The organism is Candidatus Paralachnospira sp. LCP21S3_A2 (assembly GCF_052118925.1).
Lineage (GTDB): Bacteria > Bacillota > Clostridia > Lachnospirales > Lachnospiraceae > Lientehia.
On the sequence record NZ_JBQKGG010000003.1, the window covers coordinates 187831 to 208751 of the forward strand.

The following is a 20921-nucleotide window of genomic DNA, read 5'->3' on the forward strand; positions in this document are numbered from 1 at the left end:
AAATGTTTCACTAAAATACACAAGTAATACTTGACAGCATGACATGTTTGATATAATATGATGGCATAGGGCGTTATTTCATAGTCATATAAAGTAAGTTTAGGAGGAAAGTTAATTATGTTAATGAACATGAAAGACTTATTAGCAGTAGCTAACGAGCACAATTTCGCTGTTCCTGCTTTCAATGTAAGTAGCAACATGATTCTGAAGGGTGTTATGCATACATGTGAAGAAATGCAGGCTCCCGTTATCATCGCTATTCATCCCGATGAGCTCTCTTTCGTAGAGGACAGCTTTGTAAAGGCAGTTATCGAGGAAGCACATAAAGCAACGGTTCCCGTATGTATCCATCTGGATCACGGCGCAAAGTTTGAGCAGGTTCTGCGTGCAATTCAGGACGGTTTCACTTCCGTAATGATCGATGGCGCTCACCTTCCTTTCGAAGAGAACATTGCTATCACAAAGAAGGTAGTTGAGGTTGCTCATCCCGTAAACGTATCCGTAGAGGCTGAGCTTGGAACAATCGGTACCGCTGATGACTACGGCGAAGCTGGTTCCAAGAAAATTATCTACACTGAGGTTGATGATGCTGTTAAGTTCATCAAGGAGACAGATATTGACTGCCTGGCAATCGCAATCGGTACTGCTCATGGTCTGTATCCGAAGGACAGAAAGCCGAAGTTAGCTCTTGACAGACTGAAAGAGATCAAGGCTGCTGTAAGCATTCCGCTTGTACTTCACGGTGGTTCCGGTAACCCCGATGATGAGATTGCTCAGTCCGTAAAGCTTGGTGTAAACAAGATCAACATCTCCAGCGATATCAAGGATGCCTTCTATCAGGAATGCCGTATCGTTCTTCAGGACAAGGCAATCCGTGAGCCCATGGCTATCTACCCTAAGTGCATCGATGCTATGAACGAGGTTGTCCGTCATAAGATCAACCTGTTCGATGATGCAGACAAGGTTAAGTTCTACAAATAAGTCTTGTTTTAAACATAGTTAATCATTGCACGATTGGCACCCCCGGAAGCTTTCCGGGGGTGCGTTTGTTTTAATATGAAATGTCCCGGGATCTGTATGGACAGGATTCCGGGACATTTTGCTGACATTTATAATTTTACAATCTTCATCATATCAATAACGCCGTTTTTCTCATGAGGTCCGCCGGAGATCACGATGGTATCACCTTCTTCTACGATACCGGATTTCAGGGCAATCTCTTTTGCGTGTTCAAAGAGACTGTCGGCACTCTGCTGCTCATCAGAAGGAAACGGATAAACGCCCCAGGTGAGGTTCAGCTGCCGGAGGGCTTTCCGGTCCACAACAGGAGCAATGATGGGAACGGCGGGACGGTAGTCGGCTATCATACGGGCACTCCGGCCGGTTCTTGTCACGGCAACGATGGCCTTGGCGTCCAGATAGTGGGCGGAGGTTACGGAAGCAATTCCGATGGCAACCGGAGTGATCTTCTCCAGAGTCAGAAAGTCGTGCATTTCCGCGAACCTTGCTTTATAGTCGATATCCTTTTCGGCGGCTTCAGCGATCTCGGCCATGGTATGGACCGCCTCGGTGGGGTAGTCTCCGGCTGCGGTTTCACCGGAAAGCATGATCGCGGTGGTGCCGTCATGGATGGCATTGGCAACATCGGATACCTCTGCTCTGGTAGGGCGGGGACTGTGGGTCATGGACTCTAACATCTGGGTGGCAGTAACAACGTGCTTGCCGGCACGATAGCATTTCTCAATGATGCTTTTCTGGATTCCGGGCAGCTCACGGAACGGGATCTCCACGCCCATGTCGCCTCTGGCGACCATGATACCGTCTGCCAGATCCAGGATCGCGTCCAGATTTTCAATGCCCTGTGTGTTCTCGATTTTGGCAATGATCTGAATCTTCTTTCCGCCGTTGTCATCCAGAAGCTTTCTCATTTTACGGATATCATCGGCAGTTCTTGTAAAGGAAGCGGCAACAAAATCCACATTCTGGGAGATTCCAAAGAGAATATCGTTCTTGTCCGTTTCGCTGATATAAGGCATGGGAATGTCGAGGTTGGGGATATTGATGCTCTTGCGGTTGCTGATCGTTCCACCGTTGATGACACGACAGACCACATCGGTTCCATCGATCTTTTCAACGAACATGGCGATCTTTCCGTCATCAATGAGAATTCTGGTTCCGATGCTGACACAGGAAGCCAGACCGCCGTAGGTAAGCCCGATCCCTTCAATTGTTCCCGGTTCGGTACTGGTGCTCAGAGTAAAGCTTTGACCCGGCTCCAGAACGACGGAACCCTCGGCGAAATCACGAAGCCGGATCTCGGGGCCCTTGGTATCCAGAAGAAGGGCGATAGGTCTGTTCAATTCGGCACTGACACGCTTGACCCGATCCATACGGGTACGCTGTTCCTCATGGGAGCCGTGTGAAAAATTAAAACGGGCGCAGTCCATGCCGTTGCTGATCAGGGAACGAATTGCGTCATCATTGTCAACAGCGGGACCCATGGTACAGATAATCTTGGTTTTTCTCATAAAGTCTCCTCCTTTTTGTGGATGAAATCAATCAATGACTTATTGGAAACAGTCTGTCCACCCGGAACTGAACGATGGGGCAGACCACAGATCTTACAGCGATTTCATCAGCTGGATATATTCCAGATTTTCATATCCGAATTTTTCATAAAGCGGGATCACATCCGAGTTCTTCGGTGCAACCTCCAGACGATAGCCGGCGGCGCGGTCCCTGTATTCTTCAAAGAACCAGCGGAAAAATTCCCCCGCATAGCCCTTGCCTCTTGCTCCGGGAATCAGATAAAGCTCCTCCAGAATGATCATGGGGCCACCGGCCTCGGTGCTCCAGGAATGGGCGATAATGATATAGCCTGCCGCCCCATCCTGATCCTCCAGCATCAGACAGCGTACATAGGGAGATCCGGCGATGGCTCCGGCCAGATTCCTTTCCTGGGTTTCCCGGTCGAAATCATGGAGCGCAGCATCGGACGTATAAAAATCTGCCGACATTTTCAGAAAAATTTCCTTGTCGTCAAGTGTCATATCCCTTATAATCATAGTGAAAAATCCCTTTCCGGCCGACAGAATCCATAATCTGAAAAGGAAAAAAATCGGCCATAATAATATCATAGTGGATAATGAAAGAAATTTCAAGTAAATAGAGCGTTAAGAGATGAGGAGGTGCGTCCAATGACAACAAAATGGGTTAAACGAAGAAGAGCAAGGAGAATTGAACTGGCGGTCTTTCTGGTCGCCCTGGCAGTCTTCTGTTATTCCGGGTGGAGGCTGTTCGGGATCTGGAGAGAATATAAAAAAGGAACGGATACGTATGATAATCTGGCATCGGAGGCAGAAAAGATCCTGTCTGCGCCCGATGAGGAAACCCCGGCAGCAGACGGAAACAGTCAGGCGGAGACGGAAAATGATCCGAAAGCGGTATCTCTTTATGAACTCATGCACGGACAGAATCCGGATTATGTGGGCTGGATCACCATTCCGGATACGAAGATCGATTATCCCATTGTTCAGTGCAGCGACAATGATCATTATTTAAAGCACACGTTTGGGCAGGAAGAGAATGCAGCCGGAACACTGTTTGTGGACAGCAACATCACGGATGGCATGGACGCCCGCCATGTGATCATCTATGGCCATAACATGAAGAACGGTTCCATGTTCGCAGGCTTGAAAAAATTCCGGGAAGATGACTTTTATGAGAACCATAAGACCTTTACCGTCTATACGGCGGATCATGTCTATACGTATGAGATTTTTGCGGTTCATGTGACCAGTCCGGACAGTGATGCTTACACGATCGGTTTTGGAGAAATGGCAGATTTTGTGGATTATGTGAGCCGGATGCAGAGCCAGTCCCTCATGAATACCGGAGTGATCGTGGGGGAAGAGGATCATATCATGACCCTGTCCACCTGTGTGAATCAGAACAGGGACCGGCTGGTGATCCAGGCAAGACGTTTAGAAAATTAAGTTTAAAGTGCCGGTGTACTGAAAAAAGTGCTTGCAATTCTGAAGAAAATGAGGTAAGGTTATTCCCAGATGGAGCGCATCTCCAGAAATAGGCTTGGCAATCGAACGAAGACGTTCCACAAAGGGCGTCTTCTCTTTTTTTAAAGCTGTTATACGGCGGCGGTCCGGGCCTCGAGGAACAGAAAAAGTGATGGAGGAAAAATCTATGTGTGAAAAGGTACTGAATGTGGAAGAGATTTTCGGTGAAAATGTCTTTAACCTTGGCAAGATGAGAGAACGTCTTCCAAAGAAGGTATTCGCCGAGGTAAAAAGTATCATTGACAACGGCGGAGAGCTTTCTCTGGCAACCGCAGATGTTGTGGCAAAGGCGATGAAGGATTGGGCAGTGGAGCATGGTGCAACCCATTATACCCACTGGTTCCAGCCGTTGACCGGCATCACCGCAGAGAAGCATGATTCCTTTGTGACGCTTCCCGATGAGAACGGCCACATGCTGATGGAATTTTCCGGAAAAGAACTGATCAAGGGTGAGCCGGACGCTTCTTCCTTCCCCTCCGGCGGCCTGCGTGCAACCTTTGAGGCAAGAGGCTATACGGTATGGGACTGCTCTTCCCCCGCATTCTTAAAAGAAGATGCAACCGGAATCGTGCTCTGTATCCCGACTGCGTTCTGTTCCTATAAGGGTGAGGCACTGGACAAGAAGACACCTCTTCTTCGTTCCATGGAAGCTCTCTCCGAGCAGGCACTCCGGATCGTTCATCTGTTTGGAAACAAGGAGGCAACGAAGGTAACTGCTTCCGTCGGACCGGAGCAGGAATACTTCCTGGTTGACCGTGACTTATATATGCAGAGAGAGGATCTGATCTATGCAGGCAGAACCCTCTTCGGCGCACCGGCCCCCAAGGGACAGGAGCTGGATGACCATTACTTCGGTGTCATCAAAGAGCGTGTCGGCGCATTCATGCACGACTTAAACGTAGAACTCTGGAAGCTGGGAATCTCCGCAAAGACCCAGCACAACGAGGTGGCTCCCGCACAGCATGAGCTGGCGCCCATTTTCGATACGGCAAACATCGCCGTAGATCATAACCAGCTGGTTATGGAGACCATGAAGCGTGTGGCTGTAAAGCACAATCTGACCTGCCTGCTTCATGAAAAGCCTTATGCAGGCGTAAACGGCTCCGGTAAGCATGACAACTGGTCCATCGGAACCGACAACGGCGTGAACCTGCTGGATCCCGGCGAAACACCGAATCAGAACATCCAGTTCCTGCTGGTTCTGGCCTGCATCATCAAGGCTGTTGATATTCATGCAGACCTGCTTCGTCAGTCCGCCTCCAACGTCGGAAATGACCACAGACTGGGAGCAAACGAGGCTCCGCCCGCAATTATCTCCATTTTCCTAGGCGAGCAGCTGGAGGATGTGGTAAAGCAGCTCATCGAGACCGGTGAAGCCGCTTCCTGTAAGGAGGGCGAGAGACTGTACACTGGTGTCAGCACCCTGCCGGATCTTCAGAAGGATGCCACAGACCGGAACAGAACCTCACCGTTTGCATTTACCGGAAACAAATTTGAGTTCCGTATGGTTGGCTCCTCCGATTCGATCGCAAGCCCCAACACCACGCTCAATGCCATTGTGGCAGAGGCATTCTGTGAGGCGGCCGATGAATTAGAGAAGGCGGATGATTTCGATATGGCTGTTCATGATATGATCAAGAAGTACTTAACCGAGCATCAGCGGATCATCTTCAACGGCAACGGCTATTCCGAGGAATGGGTAGCAGAGGCGGAACGGAGAGGACTTCCCAATATCAAGTCCATGGTGGATTCGGTAGCAAGCTTAAAGACCGAGAAGGCTGTAAAGCTGTTTGAAAAGTTCCATATCTTCACAAAGGCTGAGCTGGAATCCCGTGCAGAGGTTCTTTATGAAGCATATGCAAAGGCCATCAATATCGAAGCATTGACCATGATCGATATGGCCGGAAAGCAGCTTGTCCCCGCCGTGATCAATTACACGACCGACCTTGCTTCCTCCATGGGAACGGTTCTCGATGTCTGCCCCGATGCAGATGTAAGCGCCCAGAAGGAGCTTCTGATGGAATCCTCCGCCCTGCTGTCTGAGGGCCAGAAGGCCCTGAAGGCACTCCGCGAGATTACCGCAAAGGCGGCAGCCATGAGCGAGGGCGAGGCACAGGCAAGAGCATACCATGATGAGGTAATGCCTGCCATGAGCGCACTCCGTGCTCCCTTTGACAAGCTGGAGATGATCGTGGATAAGGAGCTGTGGCCGATTCCGTCCTACGGTGATCTGACCTTCGAGGTGTAGGAGCGATCCGAAGAGCCAATCCAAAATTCGAGATAAAACAAAATCAAGAAGGTACATATTATATATAGAAGAAACGCAGTTTTCCCGGAGCGGAGAGCTGCGTTTTTTCTGATCATAATTCGAAAAGTACTTGCATCCTTACTATTCAGATAGTATACTAAAAGAAAAGACTGAAAAGGAGGAATCACTTCCATGGAAGAAAACAGGAAACAGTATGAGCAGCCGGTGAAATATGAGCTGAGCACCAGCGAGACTATGATCATGAAGGTGATCTGGGATGCGGGGGAGGATATTTGTGTTCCGGATCTGACAGAAGGACTGCGGGTCCGGTTCGGAAAGGATTACAAGCGGACCAGCATCGGAACCTTCCTGTCTAAGATGGCGGATAAAGGCTTTTTAACGACCTACCGCGTCGGACGTCTGGCTTATGTGCATGCCCTGCGGGATGAGGAAGAATACCGTGACGACCTGATCCGGAGAGAGACGGAGTTCTGGTTTGACGGAAAGCTTTCGAAGATGGTAGCCGCAATGGGCGACAGCCAGGGAATTACAAAAGAAGAAGCGGATAAAATCAGGAGCATTTTAGATGATATGGACGATTGATCTTACGGTTTTTGTATTGCTGACGTCTCTGACAGCATCGGTATTTCTGGTGTTCTGGTACTGGCTGGGCGGTATATTTGAACGGATGGGATATCAGAATTTCCGGTATCATGTCTTGCGATTTGTGCTGATCCTGTTTCTGGTCCCCGTGCTTCCGTGCCTGCTTCTGGTGCTGGCGGCAGGAAACGCGGACTGGGATGCAGGGCTGTTATTTCTCCAGACGCCGGTGATCCGGATCTGTTCGATCGTGTTTACAGTGATCTGGATTTCGGGCGTTCTGATTCTGGGCTTTATCATGGTGTGCAGCCTGATCCGTCACCGAAAGAGCTATGGGACACTGGTTAAATGTGAGCTGTCATATCAGGAACAGTTTTCGAAGGTATGCAGAGAGCTGGGAATTCGGCCGGGGCGTGTTCAGCTGAAGGAAAGCTATCGGATCAAGGTCGCGGAGTTCACCGGATTTTGGAAGCCGATGGTCGTGATCCCGTCGAAAAAGTTTACCGAGGAGGAGCGTCAGGTTATTTTTGTTCATGAGCTGACTCATTATAAGCAGCAGGATCTTCCGGCACTCTGCCTGGTCAGTCTGGTGACGGTCCTTCATTTCTTTAATCCAACGGTCTGGTGGCTGTATCTTCGGATCCAGCGGTACAGCGAGCATGCCTGTGACTGCCTTTCCTATGAAAAGGCCGGTGGATTTAAGAGGTATTTCGGGATTATCACAAACCTGCTGGAAGAGGCCGGAACAAAAGATAAGAACTCATTTTTCAGGATCAGCCTGGTGGAACACCGGGGGCATTTACAGGAGAGGGTGGAGTATATGAAGTGGTACAGAGAACGGAAAAAGAGATCCAAAAGGGCCGTGGCGATGTTGGGGGTACTGTTTCTGGCTGTGAATACGGTTTCGGTTTATGCGGCGGGGAAGGGATTTTTCCAGTTTTATAAATTTGCCGTGGAGGAAACAGCAATTATGGTAGAAGAAGCGCCGCAGGTGTACGACGAGCTGGAAGAGTATACCATGGATGCCAGCGAATGGGACGGGCCTATCGAAATCGGGGAGGTTGATCAGTACAGGCGATCTTCGGCAACTTTTTACTGGACAGTAGGTGCCGGAAAAATGAAAACAACACCGGCGTTCCAGGCGAAGAGCGGGGGAAGTATTATTGTTTCTGTTGGGATTACACCAACAAATCAGTATGTCAATGTCGGAATCATCGAACCGGACGGCCAATGGAGATATATAAAAGATAAAGGAAACATTTATCATGAATTTTCACTTACCAAGAACGGAAGCTATCAGGTATTTGTTCAGAATAAAAATTCGGTATCCGTGACGGCAGACGGAGCCTATCGGGTGAATTAAAATATAAGAAGAAAAGCCCTGTATAACCGGAGAAACTGTGAAAACAGAATATTCGGTTTTACAGGGCTTTTTATATTAAAAATAGAAGCGTTAATCTCGAAACAGATATTATAAATAAAAGGAACAAGAAAGAAATGTAAAAATTCAACAAAAACTGATTGACAGAAGATTATTATTATAGTATGGTTGTTATATAGAAAGAGACGGAACGGAAACAGCGGCAGCTGATTCAAACAGGCAGTAAGGATTACAGATTTCCTGCAGAGCGGATGGCAGGAATTATTTTTCAAATAAGAATACTATCATAATAGTATAATTGTGCATATTGAATGGACAATTAAGAAAATAAGATCAATTGTTTCATGTGGGGAACGGGTCAGAAGAATGATAGGCATATGCTTAATAAAGCTGCAGAAAACCGACGGGTGATCTGTAAATAAAAGACTGTGGCATTTGGGATGACGTCGATGGCAGCTGCAAATACAGCGACCCAAGCGAATGCAACAGGAAGTATATTTAATAGCTAGAGGGATAGGTATTAAGCCTATCCCTTAGTAAAAGAGGAGAAAACGTGATTATAAAAAGAATAAGCATTTTGGTTATTATGTGTTTATTTGTTAGTGGGTGTGGGAAAAAGAATACAATATCGGAGACAGTATCGTCTTGTTATATGTATAATTGGTGTTATACAGAAAATGGGATTGTTTATCAAAATCCAAATGGGGGAAAAAATAGAAAAACAGAATATTTTGATTATGAAACAAAAAAATATTATCCATTGTGTGGGAAACTTAATTGTTTGCATAATACAAATGATTGCATGGCAATTCGGTTGAGTGAAGAAACAGGAATAGGGCGGTTAGGAGATCAATGGTACTATTTTAGATCAGATGAGAAATTGGGGAAGGGGTTGTATTCATGTGATTTGGATGGAGAAAATGAGCGCAGAATCGGAGCATTTACAGAACAGCCTGGGACAATTGGGCTATATTTTGATGAAACATATATTACAGCTGTTAGTGAGTATGAATATGATGATCAAGGAGAACAAATCAACCAGAAAAGTACAATTTATCAGATGGATGTATTAGATGGCAGCAGAAAAAAGTTATATCAAACATCAGAAAATGTTCTTGCTCTATATGGGAAATATGAAAATTGGCTTCTTTATCAAGAAATGGGAGAAAAAGGATGCTTGCTGCGCATGATAAATTTAGAGACAAATGAAATTACAAAGCCGTTAGGCGAAGATAAAATAAGTACAAATGGAGTCGTTTCTGGAGAACTGTTTATATATAGTAAACAAGAAGCTGATGGACAAAGCGTAGTAGCAATGAATTTGAAAACGGGTACATCTGAAAAATTGATGAGCGGAATAAATGCAAAATATACAATCAATGTGTTTTGGGAGGATAAATTAAAGACAATAACACTTACAGATTATAGTCGTGAGAATTATCCATATGAGGTATATGTATATCAGAAAAATAAAATATCGGATTTGATACGAAAGGGAACCGAACAATCAAATGAAATGGTACTTTCTGTAAAAAATGAGATGGTAATTGGACGTAAATATGCAGAAGGACAGGTGTTTGATATGGCAACAATCAGTCTGGAGGATTATCTAGCGGGAAAAACCAACTGGAAAATATTAGAGTATTAAAAGAAAGGGATAGATTCCGAGACTGTAAAACTGAATTGGCGGTTTTTAATATGAGAGGTGACCGGGAGATCTATTATGAAAGCCTGAATATATCAAAAGGGAGATAGAATTAAAAGTGAAGGGCAGCCAACTTGTTTCATGACGCATTGGTGCCTTTCGCAGAAAGGCGGATGATATCTATGAAAATACGAATAAAGCGATGGATCATAGGAATCGTATGGATTGGGATTGTTTTAAACAGCAGTGGTTGCGGAAAAAATAAGACGCAGAGTCCTTCCGGATCGGTTCAAAAATACAATTATACGTTTATGGAAGATGGAATCCTGTATTGTAATCCGCAAACGAGGAGGGCCGAATTCTATGATTATGCAGCGCAAAGCTATATCCCGATATGTGGGAAGGCGAATTGCCGGCATCAGTATGGAGATGAAACCTGTACGGCTGTTTGGTTAGACAGAGGAGGGTGTGTCGGGAGAATCGGAGATAAATGGTATTATCATTGTGATTCCTTTTTTAGCTGTGATCTGGACGGAAGTAATGAGAAAGAACTTGGGGAGTTTCATCATATGCTATCTCCACTGGGAGTAAGGATTTTTCGCGATAATTCTATTATCTGTGCGACGTTTGATATTGATTTTGATGAAGAGACAGAGGAGCCGCTGGACAGCAGTGCGATCTATCGATTCCATTTTGATACAGGAGAAATCGAGACAATCTGTCCGGAAATCCAATCAGATCTTCCGGCGTATGAAGTAGTTGGGCTTTACGAGAATCAATTGATTTATCGGGAATGGACGAGAGAATACGGGAGGCGGACGAAGATGATCGATCTTGATTCCGGAACGATCACAGAACCGATCGGAACGGTTGAATCGGCCAGAGATATGGTCATAGAAGGGGATTCTTTAATTACGACTGTAGCAGACGGGGGAGATTGTTCGGCTGCTGAATTCAATTTAAAGACGGGAGAGCAGAGAACGCTGCTGGAAAAAGTGAAGTCTGGGGTAAATGTTTATTGGGGAACGGAGTTAAAGCAGCTTCAGACCATTGAAACCAGGGGCTTCCGTGATTGGCATATGGAAACCTATCAATACCAGGAGGACAAAGGCTGTGCCCTTTTTCGGGAAGGGGATGTATATCATGAAATGGAAGTTCTTATGGTAAAGAATGGACAGGTGATCGGAAGAATCGGTGATCCCGGCGATGAAGACGTGATGTTTGATCTTGTAGTGATCAGTCTGGAGGATTACCTGGCGGGAAAAACCAACTGGAAACTATTAGAGTATTAAAAGCAAGAGGATGAAACGATAGCTTTGAAATCATTCAGGCTATTATAACGGACGAGGAGGGCAGGGCATGAAGAAAGCGATCATAAAATTGTTGGCGGGTTTGCTGGCGGTTAGTCTGCTGTCGGGCTGTGGCAGTAAGAAGGGGAAAAACGGAGATTCCGAGACTGTGAAACTGAATTGGGTAGTTTTTAATATGAGAGGTGACCGGGAGATCTATTATGAAAGTCTGAATCGTGTGATGAAGAAAAAAGGTTTGCCGTATGAAATTATGTTTAACAGTATTGAACCGGAGTTCCATGGGGATTATCGGGCATATGTGGAGGAGTATCTAAAGCAGATAAAAGAGGGAAACTATGATCTGGTAAGTTGTCCCGGATTGCAGAATTGCTATGATACCTATCAAATGGCAGTGGATGCGGAACTATTGGAACCGATGGGAGAATTTCTGAAAAAGACGGACAGCGGAACTGCGTTAAAAGGAGCTTATCCGTCAGTGGTCTGGGAATCGTTGGAGCGGGACGGAGAGATTTATGGAGTCCTGACACCAAATATGAATCTGGATTATTATGCAGTATTCCAGCAGGAGTATGCAAAAAAATATGGAATCGATGCATCAGAGGTTACACTTTTGAATCTGGAAGATATTATGATGAAAGTCAAGGAAGGTGAAAAGGAAGCTGGAAATGGTGATTTTGTGGTTTCGACAGGATGGCAGTATCTGCCATGGGGAGCATTTGAACTGAGTCCCTGTGAATTAATTGTACTTTCCAAGGAAGATGGAAGCTGGACGGCAGAGAGTGCCCTTGAAAATGAGACAACATTGGAACATTTCCGGCGAATTAATTCCTGGGGAAAGCAATGGCTGATCGGAAGTGAACTGGATCAGAACTATCTGGAAAAGGGAGAATTTCTGGTAAGCGGATGTTATTCCTACAGTGAGGCCGCGGCGGAAAATCAGGTTCGAAGTAATTACCGGATACCGGAAGAGATTTCACTGGAGGCAGTAAAGCTTCCGGAGTTCACCCAGAGCTTTTCCGGAAATGGTTATAAGACCGGAGTGGGGAGGAACAGTACACATAAAGAAGCGGCAATGGAGGCATTAGCTGCGATTTATACGAATCAGGAGCTTTCGGATGCGCTGGTATACGGGGAAGAAAATGTCAGCTATGAACAGAAGAATGGCTATGCAGAATCAACGGAAGATTATGGTATGACTGGCTTTTTACAGCAAATTACTTTCGGAAATTCACTTCTGACAACACCATCTGTTCGAGAATCCAAAGAGAAAAACAGGGAAATGTGTGCAAGACTGGAGAACGGAAAAACATCGGAATTGATGGGATTTTCGTTTGATCTGGAATCAATCGGCCTGCAGATCAGTGAGATCAATGTTCTGGTTCTTGAACAATATCAGGATCTTTTAAACGGAAAGAGTATAAATCCGGAAGGCGACCTGGAAAAACTGCGAAGAGACGCAGACGAACTGGGGATGCAGGAGGTTTTAAAAGAACTGAATCGCCAGTTGAAGGAACGATAAAGCATGATTATTCTGAACAAAAGAAACAAGAACGAACAAGAAAGAAATGTGAAAATTCAACAAAAACTGATTGACAGAAGATTATTATTATAGTATGGTTGTTATATAGAAAGAGACGGAACGGAAACAGCGGCAGCTGATTCAAACAGGCAGTAAGGATTACAGATTTCCTGCAGAGCGGATGGCAGGAATTATTTTTCAAATAAGAATACTATTACAATAGTATAATTGTGCATATTGAATGGACAATTAAGAAAATAAGATCAATTGTTTCATGTAGGGAACAGGTCAGAAGAATGATAGGCATATGCTTAATAAAGCTGCAGAAAACCGACGGGTGATCTGTAAATAAAAAACGGAAGGAGGAGATTCCGGTGGAGAGGGAATGGCAGTATAAAGGTACTGGTTGATAAAAATAAGAAAAACGGATGTATTCTATGAAAAAGCATAGATTATTAGCGATTGTAATGGCAATGATGATGGTTGTGGCGTTTGGGATGACATCGATGGCAGCAAGTACATATAAACAAGGACAAAATGATCGTGTCTCCGGAAAAGTTGAATATAATGGATCAACTGCAAGTGGGACTACTACATCATTGCTGGTAACTGATCGCAGAGTATGGGCGTGTGTTACAGCTGAGTATATGACATCTTCGGGAAGAACATATACATCTGGGACCACAAGCAAGTCCGGAACAGGATCAGTGGCAGCTAGAAAGACTGTTGAGGGTTCTGTAATTTCAGCGTGGAGTTCTCATGGGATAGTAGGAAAAGAATTTACTTTATACATTTAAGAAAAGGGGATAGGCAGTGCCTATCCCTTTATAAAAATAAAGGAAACAAAATGAATAAGAAAATAGGAATATATGTATGGTGTACTATTTTGATGATAGTTTTAAATGGCTGTGGTCAGAAAAAAATGACTGGTCAGTTCGGTTCAATACAAAAATATAATTACACTTATACTGCTGATGGATTGTTATATTGTAATCCACGTACCGGAAAAGCAGAATTTTATGATTATGAATCAAAGAAATATTTCCCGTTGTGCGGGAAGGCAAATTGTCGACATCAGGATAAAGATTTAAATTGTACTGCGGTTAAGCTGGCACGGAATGGATGGATCGGGAGAGGGAAAGATAAGTGGTACTATCAGCTTGATGGAGATAATGGCGAAAGGGCTTTTTATTCCTGTGATCTGGATGGAACCAATGAAAGGAAAATAGGAGAATTTCCATATAGGATTGATAGTGATGGAATTACTATTTGCCAAAGTGATTCCATAATTTTCACTTCATGGGATCTCGTATATGAGGAGAAAACGGACGAAACATATTTTGCCAGTGGAATTTATCGCTTTTGGCTTGATTCCGGAAAGGCGGAGGAAATCTGCCCCCAAATTCAAGCAGAACTTCCGGTTTATGAAATCATTGGAAATTATGAAAATCAGTTAATCTACAGAGAATGGACAGGAAAAATCGGCAAAAAAACAAAAATGATTGATTTAGACAGTAAGGAGATAACGGAGCCAATCGGAGAGAAAGAGACTTTTGGAGATATGGTTATTGACGGTAATTATCTGATTGGTACAGTTGTGGAGGCGCAGGGGTGTACCGTAACAGCGTTTGACTTGCAGAATGGAAGCAGCAGGGAAATATTGGGCGGATTAACGAATAATCCGAAGATTTATTGGGGAGAAACGTTAAAGCAGATCCAAACCGCAGAAACATCGGAATTTCGGGATTGGCATAAGGAAACTTATCAGTATCAGGAAAATAAGGGGTGTACTCTTTTTCGGGAAGGGGATGTATATCATGAGATGGAAGTTCTTATGGTAAAGGATGGAATAGTAATTGGATACGTTGGAGACATTGGGGATGAAGAAGAACAGTTTCATCTTGCAATTATCAACTTGGAGGATTACCTGGCGGGAAAAACCAACTGGAAACTATTAGAGTATTAAAAGAAAGGGATGAAACGATAGCTTTGAAATCATTCAGGCTATTATAACGGACGAGGAGGGCAGGGCATGAAGAAAGCGATCATAAAATTGTTGGCGGGTTTGCTGGCGGTTAGTCTGGTGTCGGGCTGCGGCAAAGCGGTAAAAACGGAAGAAAAGAAGGAGGTTTCTGAAAAGCTGGTTGATGTCTGCGAACATTTTTTTGAGACCTCAAAGGGAGAGTATCGGGCGATTGATAAGGATGGAAAGGATATAACGGATGACTTTTATGAACAGTATCAGTCGGCTTATGCGGAAAAGGATTATGAAACCATAGCGGATGCAGCGGCGAATGATCTGAAATATATCAAGTGGATGGAGCAGACAGAGGATCAGGAGAAGTCCTCTGAGCTGACAGCCAGAACGATAACAGAGGATTTTTATGTAATGGGGCAGGCGAAGGAGCTGTTTAAAGGAAAGTCCTTTGATATGGTTTTCAGCATAACCGGAGAATTTCAGTTCTTAAATAAAACCGGAGAGGTTCAGGAATATGGGGATTCGATGTTCTCTGTGGAATATTTCAATGCAGGAACAGGGATCACTTATATGGCACAGGATGTGTCCACCGAAGCCAGAAAAAATGCGGACGGCCAGGTGGAGTTCTCCGCTGATTTCAGTGTGAAGCTGTCCGGACAGAATGAGAAAGGCGATGTAGGGGAGGAAATCGCAGGGCCGTATCATGGGGAAGTCCTGGGAGAGGGAGAAAAGAAATAAAAATTTTATATGGGAGGCGGCAGGATGAAGAAAACACAGATCAGTATGATGATACTTATGCTTCTGGCAGTGCTGTTGGCAGGCTGCGGAGCACAATCTTCGAAAGAGTCTGCCGTCTCCCATATTGTATGGGGAGTTTTTACCAATCAGGAGGATTCGTTCCCGGAGGAATGGCAGAACGGATTTAATGAACTGCTGAAGGCGAAAGGCATTTCGGCGGAGGTGGAGTTCTGTCCGGTGATTGTTGACCGGAGGGCGGAGGGGCTTCCGATCGGGAGCTATCAGGAATATGGAGAATTGTTTGCCGAGCGAGTGGACGGGTGCGACCTGTTTACAGATCTTGGTGTTTTTGGATTTTATCAATATTATGGAAATTTTATTCGAAAAGGGTTGTATGAACCGCTGACACCATATCTGGAAACGGGAACGGCGCTTCGGGAAAGTTATCCGGAGATTTTCTGGGAGGCGATGAAAGCGAACGGAACGATTTATGGTGTTCCATCGCGGTATGGGATTTATGACCGTTCCTACGGGGTACTGCGAAAGGACGCCGCAGATGCCTATGGGCTGACAGAAGAAGATTCGATCGGAGATCTGGAGCTTCTGGGGCTGGCCAGGCGGTTTTCGGAGGAGCAGGGGATTCTGTATCAGGTTCCGGGTGGAGAGCTGATCCTCCCGGAAGAATTTGAAACCATGTGGGAGAGTGAGCTTCTGGCAGCATGGAACAACGGAGGGGAGTTTCAGGTGGATTCCATGATGGAAAATCCGGTGATTCAGGAGCGGATTGAGGCGTATGACAGTTATGAGAAAGAGGATTACTGGAAGTACAGATTCGATCCGGCAAGGAATCAGCTTTTTGGGACATATGTGCGCTCCTACAGTCCGGAGGCGGCTGTTCGGACGGTATGTGAAATGTATGGTACAGATCCAGAAGAGTATCTTGCAGTGAAGCATCGGGATCTGCCATTTCGGCAAAGAGGCACAGTGACTGGGATTTGGTCCGGATCGAAGGAAAAGAAAGCTGCATTCGCGGTCCTGCAGGCGGCCTTCAGTGATCCGGAGATTGCAGAATATCTGGCATATGGACAGGAAGGAAGAGAATATCGGAGAGAGAATGGATTTATTGTGACGGTGCGGCCGGTAACGGAAAACAGTCAGATCGATACCAGGTGTATGACAAATCATCTGCTGCTGACGCCGGAAGCGGGGGAGGATGAATCAAAACAGACCGTTTTAAGGGACTATTATGAACAGTGTCAGAAATCCATATTATGTGGAGTATGGTTTGATTATGACGCATACAAGACAGAAATAAAAGAAATGAGCCGGGTTGTCAGTGAAAACGGATGGTTTTTGGGAGCGGCAGCAGATGGAATGGGAATAAAGGAAAGCATGGTACAGATGGAAGAACAGCTTTCTGATATCAATCTGAAGGGACTGGAGCAGGAGTTTTCCGGACAACTGCGGGAACAGAAGTGAGGAGGTACATATGAAAAAACGGCTGATGACAGGGCTGCTGTTTCTGGGAGTTATGTTCGGAATAACCGGCTGCGGGGAGAAAGAGAAGGAGCCGGTTTCTCTGACCTGGAGTGTGTTTTCGGACTGTGAGGATTCTTTTTCCAAAGAGTGGCAGGATGGATTTAATGCGCTTTTAAAGGAAAAGGGAATCTGTGCAGAGGTGCAGTTTCAGGCGGTTTCGGTTGACTGGCAGGCAGCGGGGGAGGAATCCTTCGGAACCATCTGCAGAAACGGATTTGCCGGGCAGACGAAGCAGAGCGATATTCTTACGGATTTCGGGCGAACAGAGGATGTGTGGTGTTATCCGGATTATATTCGGAACGGAATCTATAAAGACCTGACTCCGTTTATGGAAACAGCAGACGGGAAGAAACTGAAAGAGGCATATCCGGAGGCTATCTGGGAAACGGTTCGATATGAAAGGAAAATTTATGGGATTCCCAGCTTTGGAGAGCTTACTTTTTCCGAGTATTTTGTGATGAAGAAAACAATGGCCGAAGCTCTTGGAATTTCGGATAAAACAGAACTACCAAAATCGGAGATTCTTGCGTTAGCAGAAGTATATTCGGAGAAGAATGGCAGAGTGTATAAGATTCAGTACGGATCACTGACTGCACCGGAGGGATATGAAGTGATTCCTGGGGCGTCCTGGTTTTTAGCCGGAAAGATGAATGGAAACTATGAAGTCAGTCTGCGACTGGACAATCCGGCGTACCTTCAGATGTTAAAGGAATATCAGTCGTATCATGAAAAGGGAATCTGGGACGGGATCAGCCTTACGGATCCAAATCTGTTCGGGTACAGTGTCGGAAGCTACAGTGCGGAAACCGCAATGCAGGCTGCTTCGGCAGAAATGGGATTAGATCCGGATCAGTATCAGGTTTTTCATGTGGAGGATTATCCGCTGTTCCTTTCCGGAAATACAACCGGTATTCACAGATCGTCGGAACATCAGGAGGAAGCTTTTCAGGTTCTGGCGGCGGCTTTTTCCGATGAGGAGCTTGTAAATTATCTGGTTTACGGAAGAGAGGGAATAGAATATCATCTGGAAAACGGAAAAGCGGTGGTCGATCGGGGAATTACAGAATCGGGCGGTGTGACAACAAAAAGCATGAGCAATCATATTTTGTGTCTACCGTCTGAACGAGAGACCGAGCAGAAACGGGAAATCCTGATGGCATATTATGCTACACTTCCGAAATCCATCTTTCTGGATCGCTGGATCGATACCGCTCCTGTGCAGGAGGAAACTGCAAAACTGCAGAAGGCGTATGGATATGAGGAATGGCAGGACGGATTGACGGATGACCTGGAGCGTGATATTCAGGAAGTAAGGGAACGGATTTCCGGCACAGAAACGGAAGCAATCCGAAAGCTGCTGGAGAGTCAGCTGAACGAGCAGGAGGAGACATGGGAAGACGGAAACAAATAACAGCAATGATTCTGGCAGCGCTATTCCTGATCAGCGGATGCGGAGGCGCAAAGCAGACGGTTCGGACATCCGAAAAAACGGAGAAAGATGGAATCCGGTCAAATGGGTTTTCTTGTGTGACCGATTATGGTGTACTGTTCTGTGGAAATACCGATATGCTGTACCTGTATGATTATGGTGCAAAGGAAGCGGTGCCGTTCTGCGCCCGTCCTAATTGCCGTCATGATTCACGGGACTGTACGGCAAAGCTGTTTGAAGATCGGGCAATCCTTCCGGTCCTTTACGAAAACGGGCTGTACTATATGAAGCTGAACGGGAGCGCGGACGCATGGGAATATTGCAGGGCGGATCAGAACGGGGAAAACGAGAAAGTGCTGACAGAGGTATCCTATGATGTGATCAATCCGCTGAATGCCATTTTATATCATGGAAAAGCTTATATGATCGGAGAACGGGCCACGGTTCAGGAGGATGGCCATTACGATGGGAGCAATGACGTGTTCTCGGTGGATCTGCAGACCGGGGAAACAGAAACGATACTGACGCAGACCTTTGGAACGGATGGCATTGCATTGATCAATTTCGAGCATGCAGAAAACGGAACAGCATATCTTTATCTGTACGGAAGAAACATAACAGAAGGATTTTCCGATGGATATTATGCGCTGGACATGGAAACGAAGAGTATTACCCGGCTGGAAAATGAGGAAAACAGTTCTGCCGGTGCCTGGGGATACGGAAGGATGATATACAGCCGGATCAATGGTGCGCAGGAGAATGGATTCTGGAGCTATCGGCTGGATAACGGAGAAACGGAAAAGCTGTGTTCCTGCGAAAATCCGGGGCGGGGGCTGATGATGAAGGATGGATTTTTGCACAGAGTCTGTGATTCCGAATATAAAACCGGACGCTGGCATTTCTACGAATGGGACACCGGGGAAGACCGGGAACTTCAGAAATCTGATACAGAGGAAGATTTTTTAACAGAGCTTGCCGTTGAGGCAGACGGAGAGGAGCTTCTGATCGGATGGTATGGGGAAGGAGAGGCGGAAGGGCATTATCTGATCCCTGCAAAAGCATTTATGGACGGATCAAGAGACTTTCAGTTTTTGTGTACGGTGAATCAGTAGGTGCTGGGATTGGAAATCGACTAAGTGTTGGAAAATAGAAAAGGGTGCTGTATGAAAAAATATTGGAGAACAGGTCTTTTGGGTGCAGCGGCAGCTCTGATTGCTTTAAGCGGATGCGGGAAAAAGACATCGGTATCGGAAAGCAGGGAACGGGATTCTTGGGGTTTTTTGAACTGGACATTTACAGCAGATGGTGTTCTTTACCGCAATCCGAATCCGCCGCGGAATGGAAAGGCGGAATATTATGATGCCCTGTCGCAAAGTTATTTTCCTCTGTGCGGCAGAGCAAATTGCCTCCATAAGGATGACACCTGCAGTGCAGTTCATCTGAATAAGGCGGAGCTTCTGGGGCAGTGCGGGGATCGCTGGTATTATCTGATGAACGAGGAGGATGGCAGTCTGGCGTTTTACAGCTGCAGCATGGATGGAAGCGGAGAAAAGAGGGAAGGGGATTTCCCTCATAATAATTATGGTTCAGTCGGAACGCGGGCGCTGTACACAGATCATTCCTGTGTATATACAGCGGAGGATGTGGATCTGGGAACGGAGCAGCCGGTGGGGGAATGGTATCCAGAGCACTGGAACAGCGGGATTTATCAGTATCAGTTTGATACGAAGACCGAACAGGTACTCGTTCCGGCAGAAGCGGATGTTCATATGGAACTGATTGGAAAATATGAAGACAAATTGTTGTATCGGCAGTCAGATGAGAATTCCAGTGTGATGGGAATGCTGGATCTGGGAACAAAGGAGATCAGTCATCCCATGGGTAAGCGGTTCCTGACACCGGTAAACAGTTTCCATGACGGGCTTTTGGCAGGCAATCTTCTGGAAAATGATACACGAAGCATCGTGGAGTTTAATCTGGAAACAGGAGAAGTGAATGAAATCCGGACAGGATTGGAGCGGGGCGCGAGGCTGTACTGGAGCCGTGATCTGAAGCTGATCACAGAAGCGGAAAAATCGGACAGTGGGATCAAATATCGAACATATCAGTATGGCGCGGATGGAAAGCAAAAACTGATCCGGGAGGATGAAGAGGGAAATTGTCTGGAGGTTATGGCAGTAAACAATGGTATGATTTACGGCGAACTGGACTTGGATGGAGAAACGGTATTCAAAATGGCAACAATCAGTCTGGAGGATTATCTGGCTGGGAAGAGTAACTGGACGGTGCTGGAGTATTAAAATTAGGATTCCCTGCAAAAACAGAAAAAATGGAATCCAACAGGGAATTCAGACCGGGATCCAGCAAGGACAAACGCAGATCATCGTTCAGTTGATTCAGAATGGAACGATTTCGGTGGAAGCTGGTGCGGAAATGCTGAAAAAGAGTCGGGAGGAAATGA

General features: G+C 45.9%; 17 protein-coding genes. 15 read left to right on the forward strand and 2 right to left on the reverse strand.

All coding sequences use genetic code 11. From position 1 onward, the window contains the following. Positions 1–117 precede the first annotated feature (117 nt). On the forward strand, positions 118–981 hold the full coding sequence (locus tag ACTQ3K_RS04165) for a ketose-bisphosphate aldolase (protein ID WP_441565941.1): 864 nt from the start codon (positions 118–120) through the stop codon (positions 979–981). A 128-nt stretch (positions 982–1109) separates the two neighbouring features. Here the strand turns inward: ACTQ3K_RS04165 and pyk are convergent, their stop codons facing one another. After that, entirely contained in the window at positions 1110–2528 is a 1419-nt protein-coding gene (pyk, locus tag ACTQ3K_RS04170) for a pyruvate kinase (protein ID WP_441565940.1), read from the reverse strand. Positions 2529–2621: 93 nt separating this feature from the next. Next, on the reverse strand, positions 2622–3065 hold the full coding sequence (locus ACTQ3K_RS04175; protein WP_441565939.1) for a GNAT family N-acetyltransferase: 444 nt from the start codon (positions 3063–3065) through the stop codon (positions 2622–2624). Positions 3066–3197: 132 nt separating this feature from the next. Between ACTQ3K_RS04175 and srtB the strand changes: the two genes are divergently transcribed. The 14 genes from srtB (at position 3198) to ACTQ3K_RS04245 (ending at position 20760) form a co-directional block, all read left to right on the forward strand. Continuing rightward, complete coding sequence (gene srtB / locus ACTQ3K_RS04180) at positions 3198–3995, forward strand: class B sortase (RefSeq protein ID WP_441565938.1); 798 nt, start codon at positions 3198–3200, stop codon at positions 3993–3995. Positions 3996–4200: 205 nt separating this feature from the next. Next, positions 4201–6321, forward strand: coding sequence for a glutamine synthetase III family protein (locus ACTQ3K_RS04185; protein WP_441565937.1), 2121 nt, complete (start codon positions 4201–4203; stop codon positions 6319–6321). Between the two features lie 192 nt (positions 6322–6513). Beyond that, entirely contained in the window at positions 6514–6924 is a 411-nt protein-coding gene (locus ACTQ3K_RS04190; RefSeq protein ID WP_441565936.1) for a BlaI/MecI/CopY family transcriptional regulator, read from the forward strand. Further along, complete coding sequence (locus ACTQ3K_RS04195) at positions 6908–8284, forward strand: M56 family metallopeptidase (protein WP_441565935.1); 1377 nt, start codon at positions 6908–6910, stop codon at positions 8282–8284. Before ACTQ3K_RS04190 ends, ACTQ3K_RS04195 begins: the two co-directional genes overlap by 17 nt. Positions 8285–8855: 571 nt before the next feature. Continuing rightward, positions 8856–9950 (forward strand): hypothetical protein, encoded by a 1095-nt coding sequence (locus ACTQ3K_RS04200; RefSeq protein WP_441565934.1) that lies wholly within the window; start codon positions 8856–8858, stop codon positions 9948–9950. Positions 9951–10516: 566 nt separating this feature from the next. Then, complete coding sequence (locus tag ACTQ3K_RS04205; protein WP_441565933.1) at positions 10517–11239, forward strand: hypothetical protein; 723 nt, start codon at positions 10517–10519, stop codon at positions 11237–11239. Between the two features lie 67 nt (positions 11240–11306). Continuing rightward, on the forward strand, positions 11307–12776 hold the full coding sequence (locus ACTQ3K_RS04210; protein WP_441565932.1) for a DUF3502 domain-containing protein: 1470 nt from the start codon (positions 11307–11309) through the stop codon (positions 12774–12776). 437 nt (positions 12777–13213) lie between these two features. Beyond that, entirely contained in the window at positions 13214–13573 is a 360-nt protein-coding gene (locus ACTQ3K_RS04215; protein ID WP_441565931.1) for a hypothetical protein, read from the forward strand. Positions 13574–13623: 50 nt separating this feature from the next. Then, entirely contained in the window at positions 13624–14742 is a 1119-nt protein-coding gene (locus ACTQ3K_RS04220) for a hypothetical protein (protein WP_441565930.1), read from the forward strand. 66 nt (positions 14743–14808) lie between these two features. Further along, positions 14809–15492, forward strand: a complete 684-nt coding sequence (locus ACTQ3K_RS04225; protein ID WP_441565929.1) for a hypothetical protein — start codon at positions 14809–14811, stop codon at positions 15490–15492. Between the two features lie 24 nt (positions 15493–15516). Beyond that, the gene (locus ACTQ3K_RS04230; protein WP_441565928.1) at positions 15517–16971 is read left to right on the forward strand and encodes a hypothetical protein; all 1455 of its coding nucleotides are present in this window, start codon (positions 15517–15519) and stop codon (positions 16969–16971) included. 10 nt (positions 16972–16981) lie between these two features. Beyond that, on the forward strand, positions 16982–18442 hold the full coding sequence (locus ACTQ3K_RS04235) for an ABC transporter substrate-binding protein (RefSeq protein WP_441565927.1): 1461 nt from the start codon (positions 16982–16984) through the stop codon (positions 18440–18442). Beyond that, positions 18421–19572: a hypothetical protein gene (locus ACTQ3K_RS04240; protein ID WP_441565926.1), complete on the forward strand. Its 1152-nt coding sequence runs from the start codon at positions 18421–18423 to the stop codon at positions 19570–19572. Before ACTQ3K_RS04235 ends, ACTQ3K_RS04240 begins: the two co-directional genes overlap by 22 nt. A gap of 51 nt (positions 19573–19623) precedes the next feature. Next, entirely contained in the window at positions 19624–20760 is a 1137-nt protein-coding gene (locus ACTQ3K_RS04245) for a hypothetical protein (protein WP_441565925.1), read from the forward strand. The last annotated feature ends 161 nt before the right edge of the window (positions 20761–20921 follow it).

What these genes read in the sequence shown, in the direction of transcription:
- ACTQ3K_RS04165 (WP_441565941.1), top strand. Translation starts at nt 118, where the DNA reads ATGTTAATGAACATGAAAGACTTATTAGCAGTAGCTAACGAGCACAAT.
- ACTQ3K_RS04195 (WP_441565935.1), top strand. Translation starts at nt 6,908, where the DNA reads ATGATATGGACGATTGATCTTACGGTTTTTGTATTGCTGACGTCTCTG.
- ACTQ3K_RS04235 (WP_441565927.1), top strand. Translation starts at nt 16,982, where the DNA reads ATGAAAAAACGGCTGATGACAGGGCTGCTGTTTCTGGGAGTTATGTTC.
- ACTQ3K_RS04190 (WP_441565936.1), top strand. Translation starts at nt 6,514, where the DNA reads ATGGAAGAAAACAGGAAACAGTATGAGCAGCCGGTGAAATATGAGCTG.
- ACTQ3K_RS04215 (WP_441565931.1), top strand. Translation starts at nt 13,214, where the DNA reads ATGAAAAAGCATAGATTATTAGCGATTGTAATGGCAATGATGATGGTT.
- ACTQ3K_RS04230 (WP_441565928.1), top strand. Translation starts at nt 15,517, where the DNA reads ATGAAGAAAACACAGATCAGTATGATGATACTTATGCTTCTGGCAGTG.
- pyk (WP_441565940.1), bottom strand. Translation starts at nt 2,528, where the DNA reads ATGAGAAAAACCAAGATTATCTGTACCATGGGTCCCGCTGTTGACAAT.
- ACTQ3K_RS04210 (WP_441565932.1), top strand. Translation starts at nt 11,307, where the DNA reads ATGAAGAAAGCGATCATAAAATTGTTGGCGGGTTTGCTGGCGGTTAGT.
- ACTQ3K_RS04220 (WP_441565930.1), top strand. Translation starts at nt 13,624, where the DNA reads ATGAATAAGAAAATAGGAATATATGTATGGTGTACTATTTTGATGATA.
- ACTQ3K_RS04240 (WP_441565926.1), top strand. Translation starts at nt 18,421, where the DNA reads ATGGGAAGACGGAAACAAATAACAGCAATGATTCTGGCAGCGCTATTC.
- ACTQ3K_RS04225 (WP_441565929.1), top strand. Translation starts at nt 14,809, where the DNA reads ATGAAGAAAGCGATCATAAAATTGTTGGCGGGTTTGCTGGCGGTTAGT.
- ACTQ3K_RS04205 (WP_441565933.1), top strand. Translation starts at nt 10,517, where the DNA reads ATGCTATCTCCACTGGGAGTAAGGATTTTTCGCGATAATTCTATTATC.
- srtB (WP_441565938.1), top strand. Translation starts at nt 3,198, where the DNA reads ATGACAACAAAATGGGTTAAACGAAGAAGAGCAAGGAGAATTGAACTG.
- ACTQ3K_RS04185 (WP_441565937.1), top strand. Translation starts at nt 4,201, where the DNA reads ATGTGTGAAAAGGTACTGAATGTGGAAGAGATTTTCGGTGAAAATGTC.
- ACTQ3K_RS04175 (WP_441565939.1), bottom strand. Translation starts at nt 3,065, where the DNA reads ATGATTATAAGGGATATGACACTTGACGACAAGGAAATTTTTCTGAAA.
- ACTQ3K_RS04245 (WP_441565925.1), top strand. Translation starts at nt 19,624, where the DNA reads ATGAAAAAATATTGGAGAACAGGTCTTTTGGGTGCAGCGGCAGCTCTG.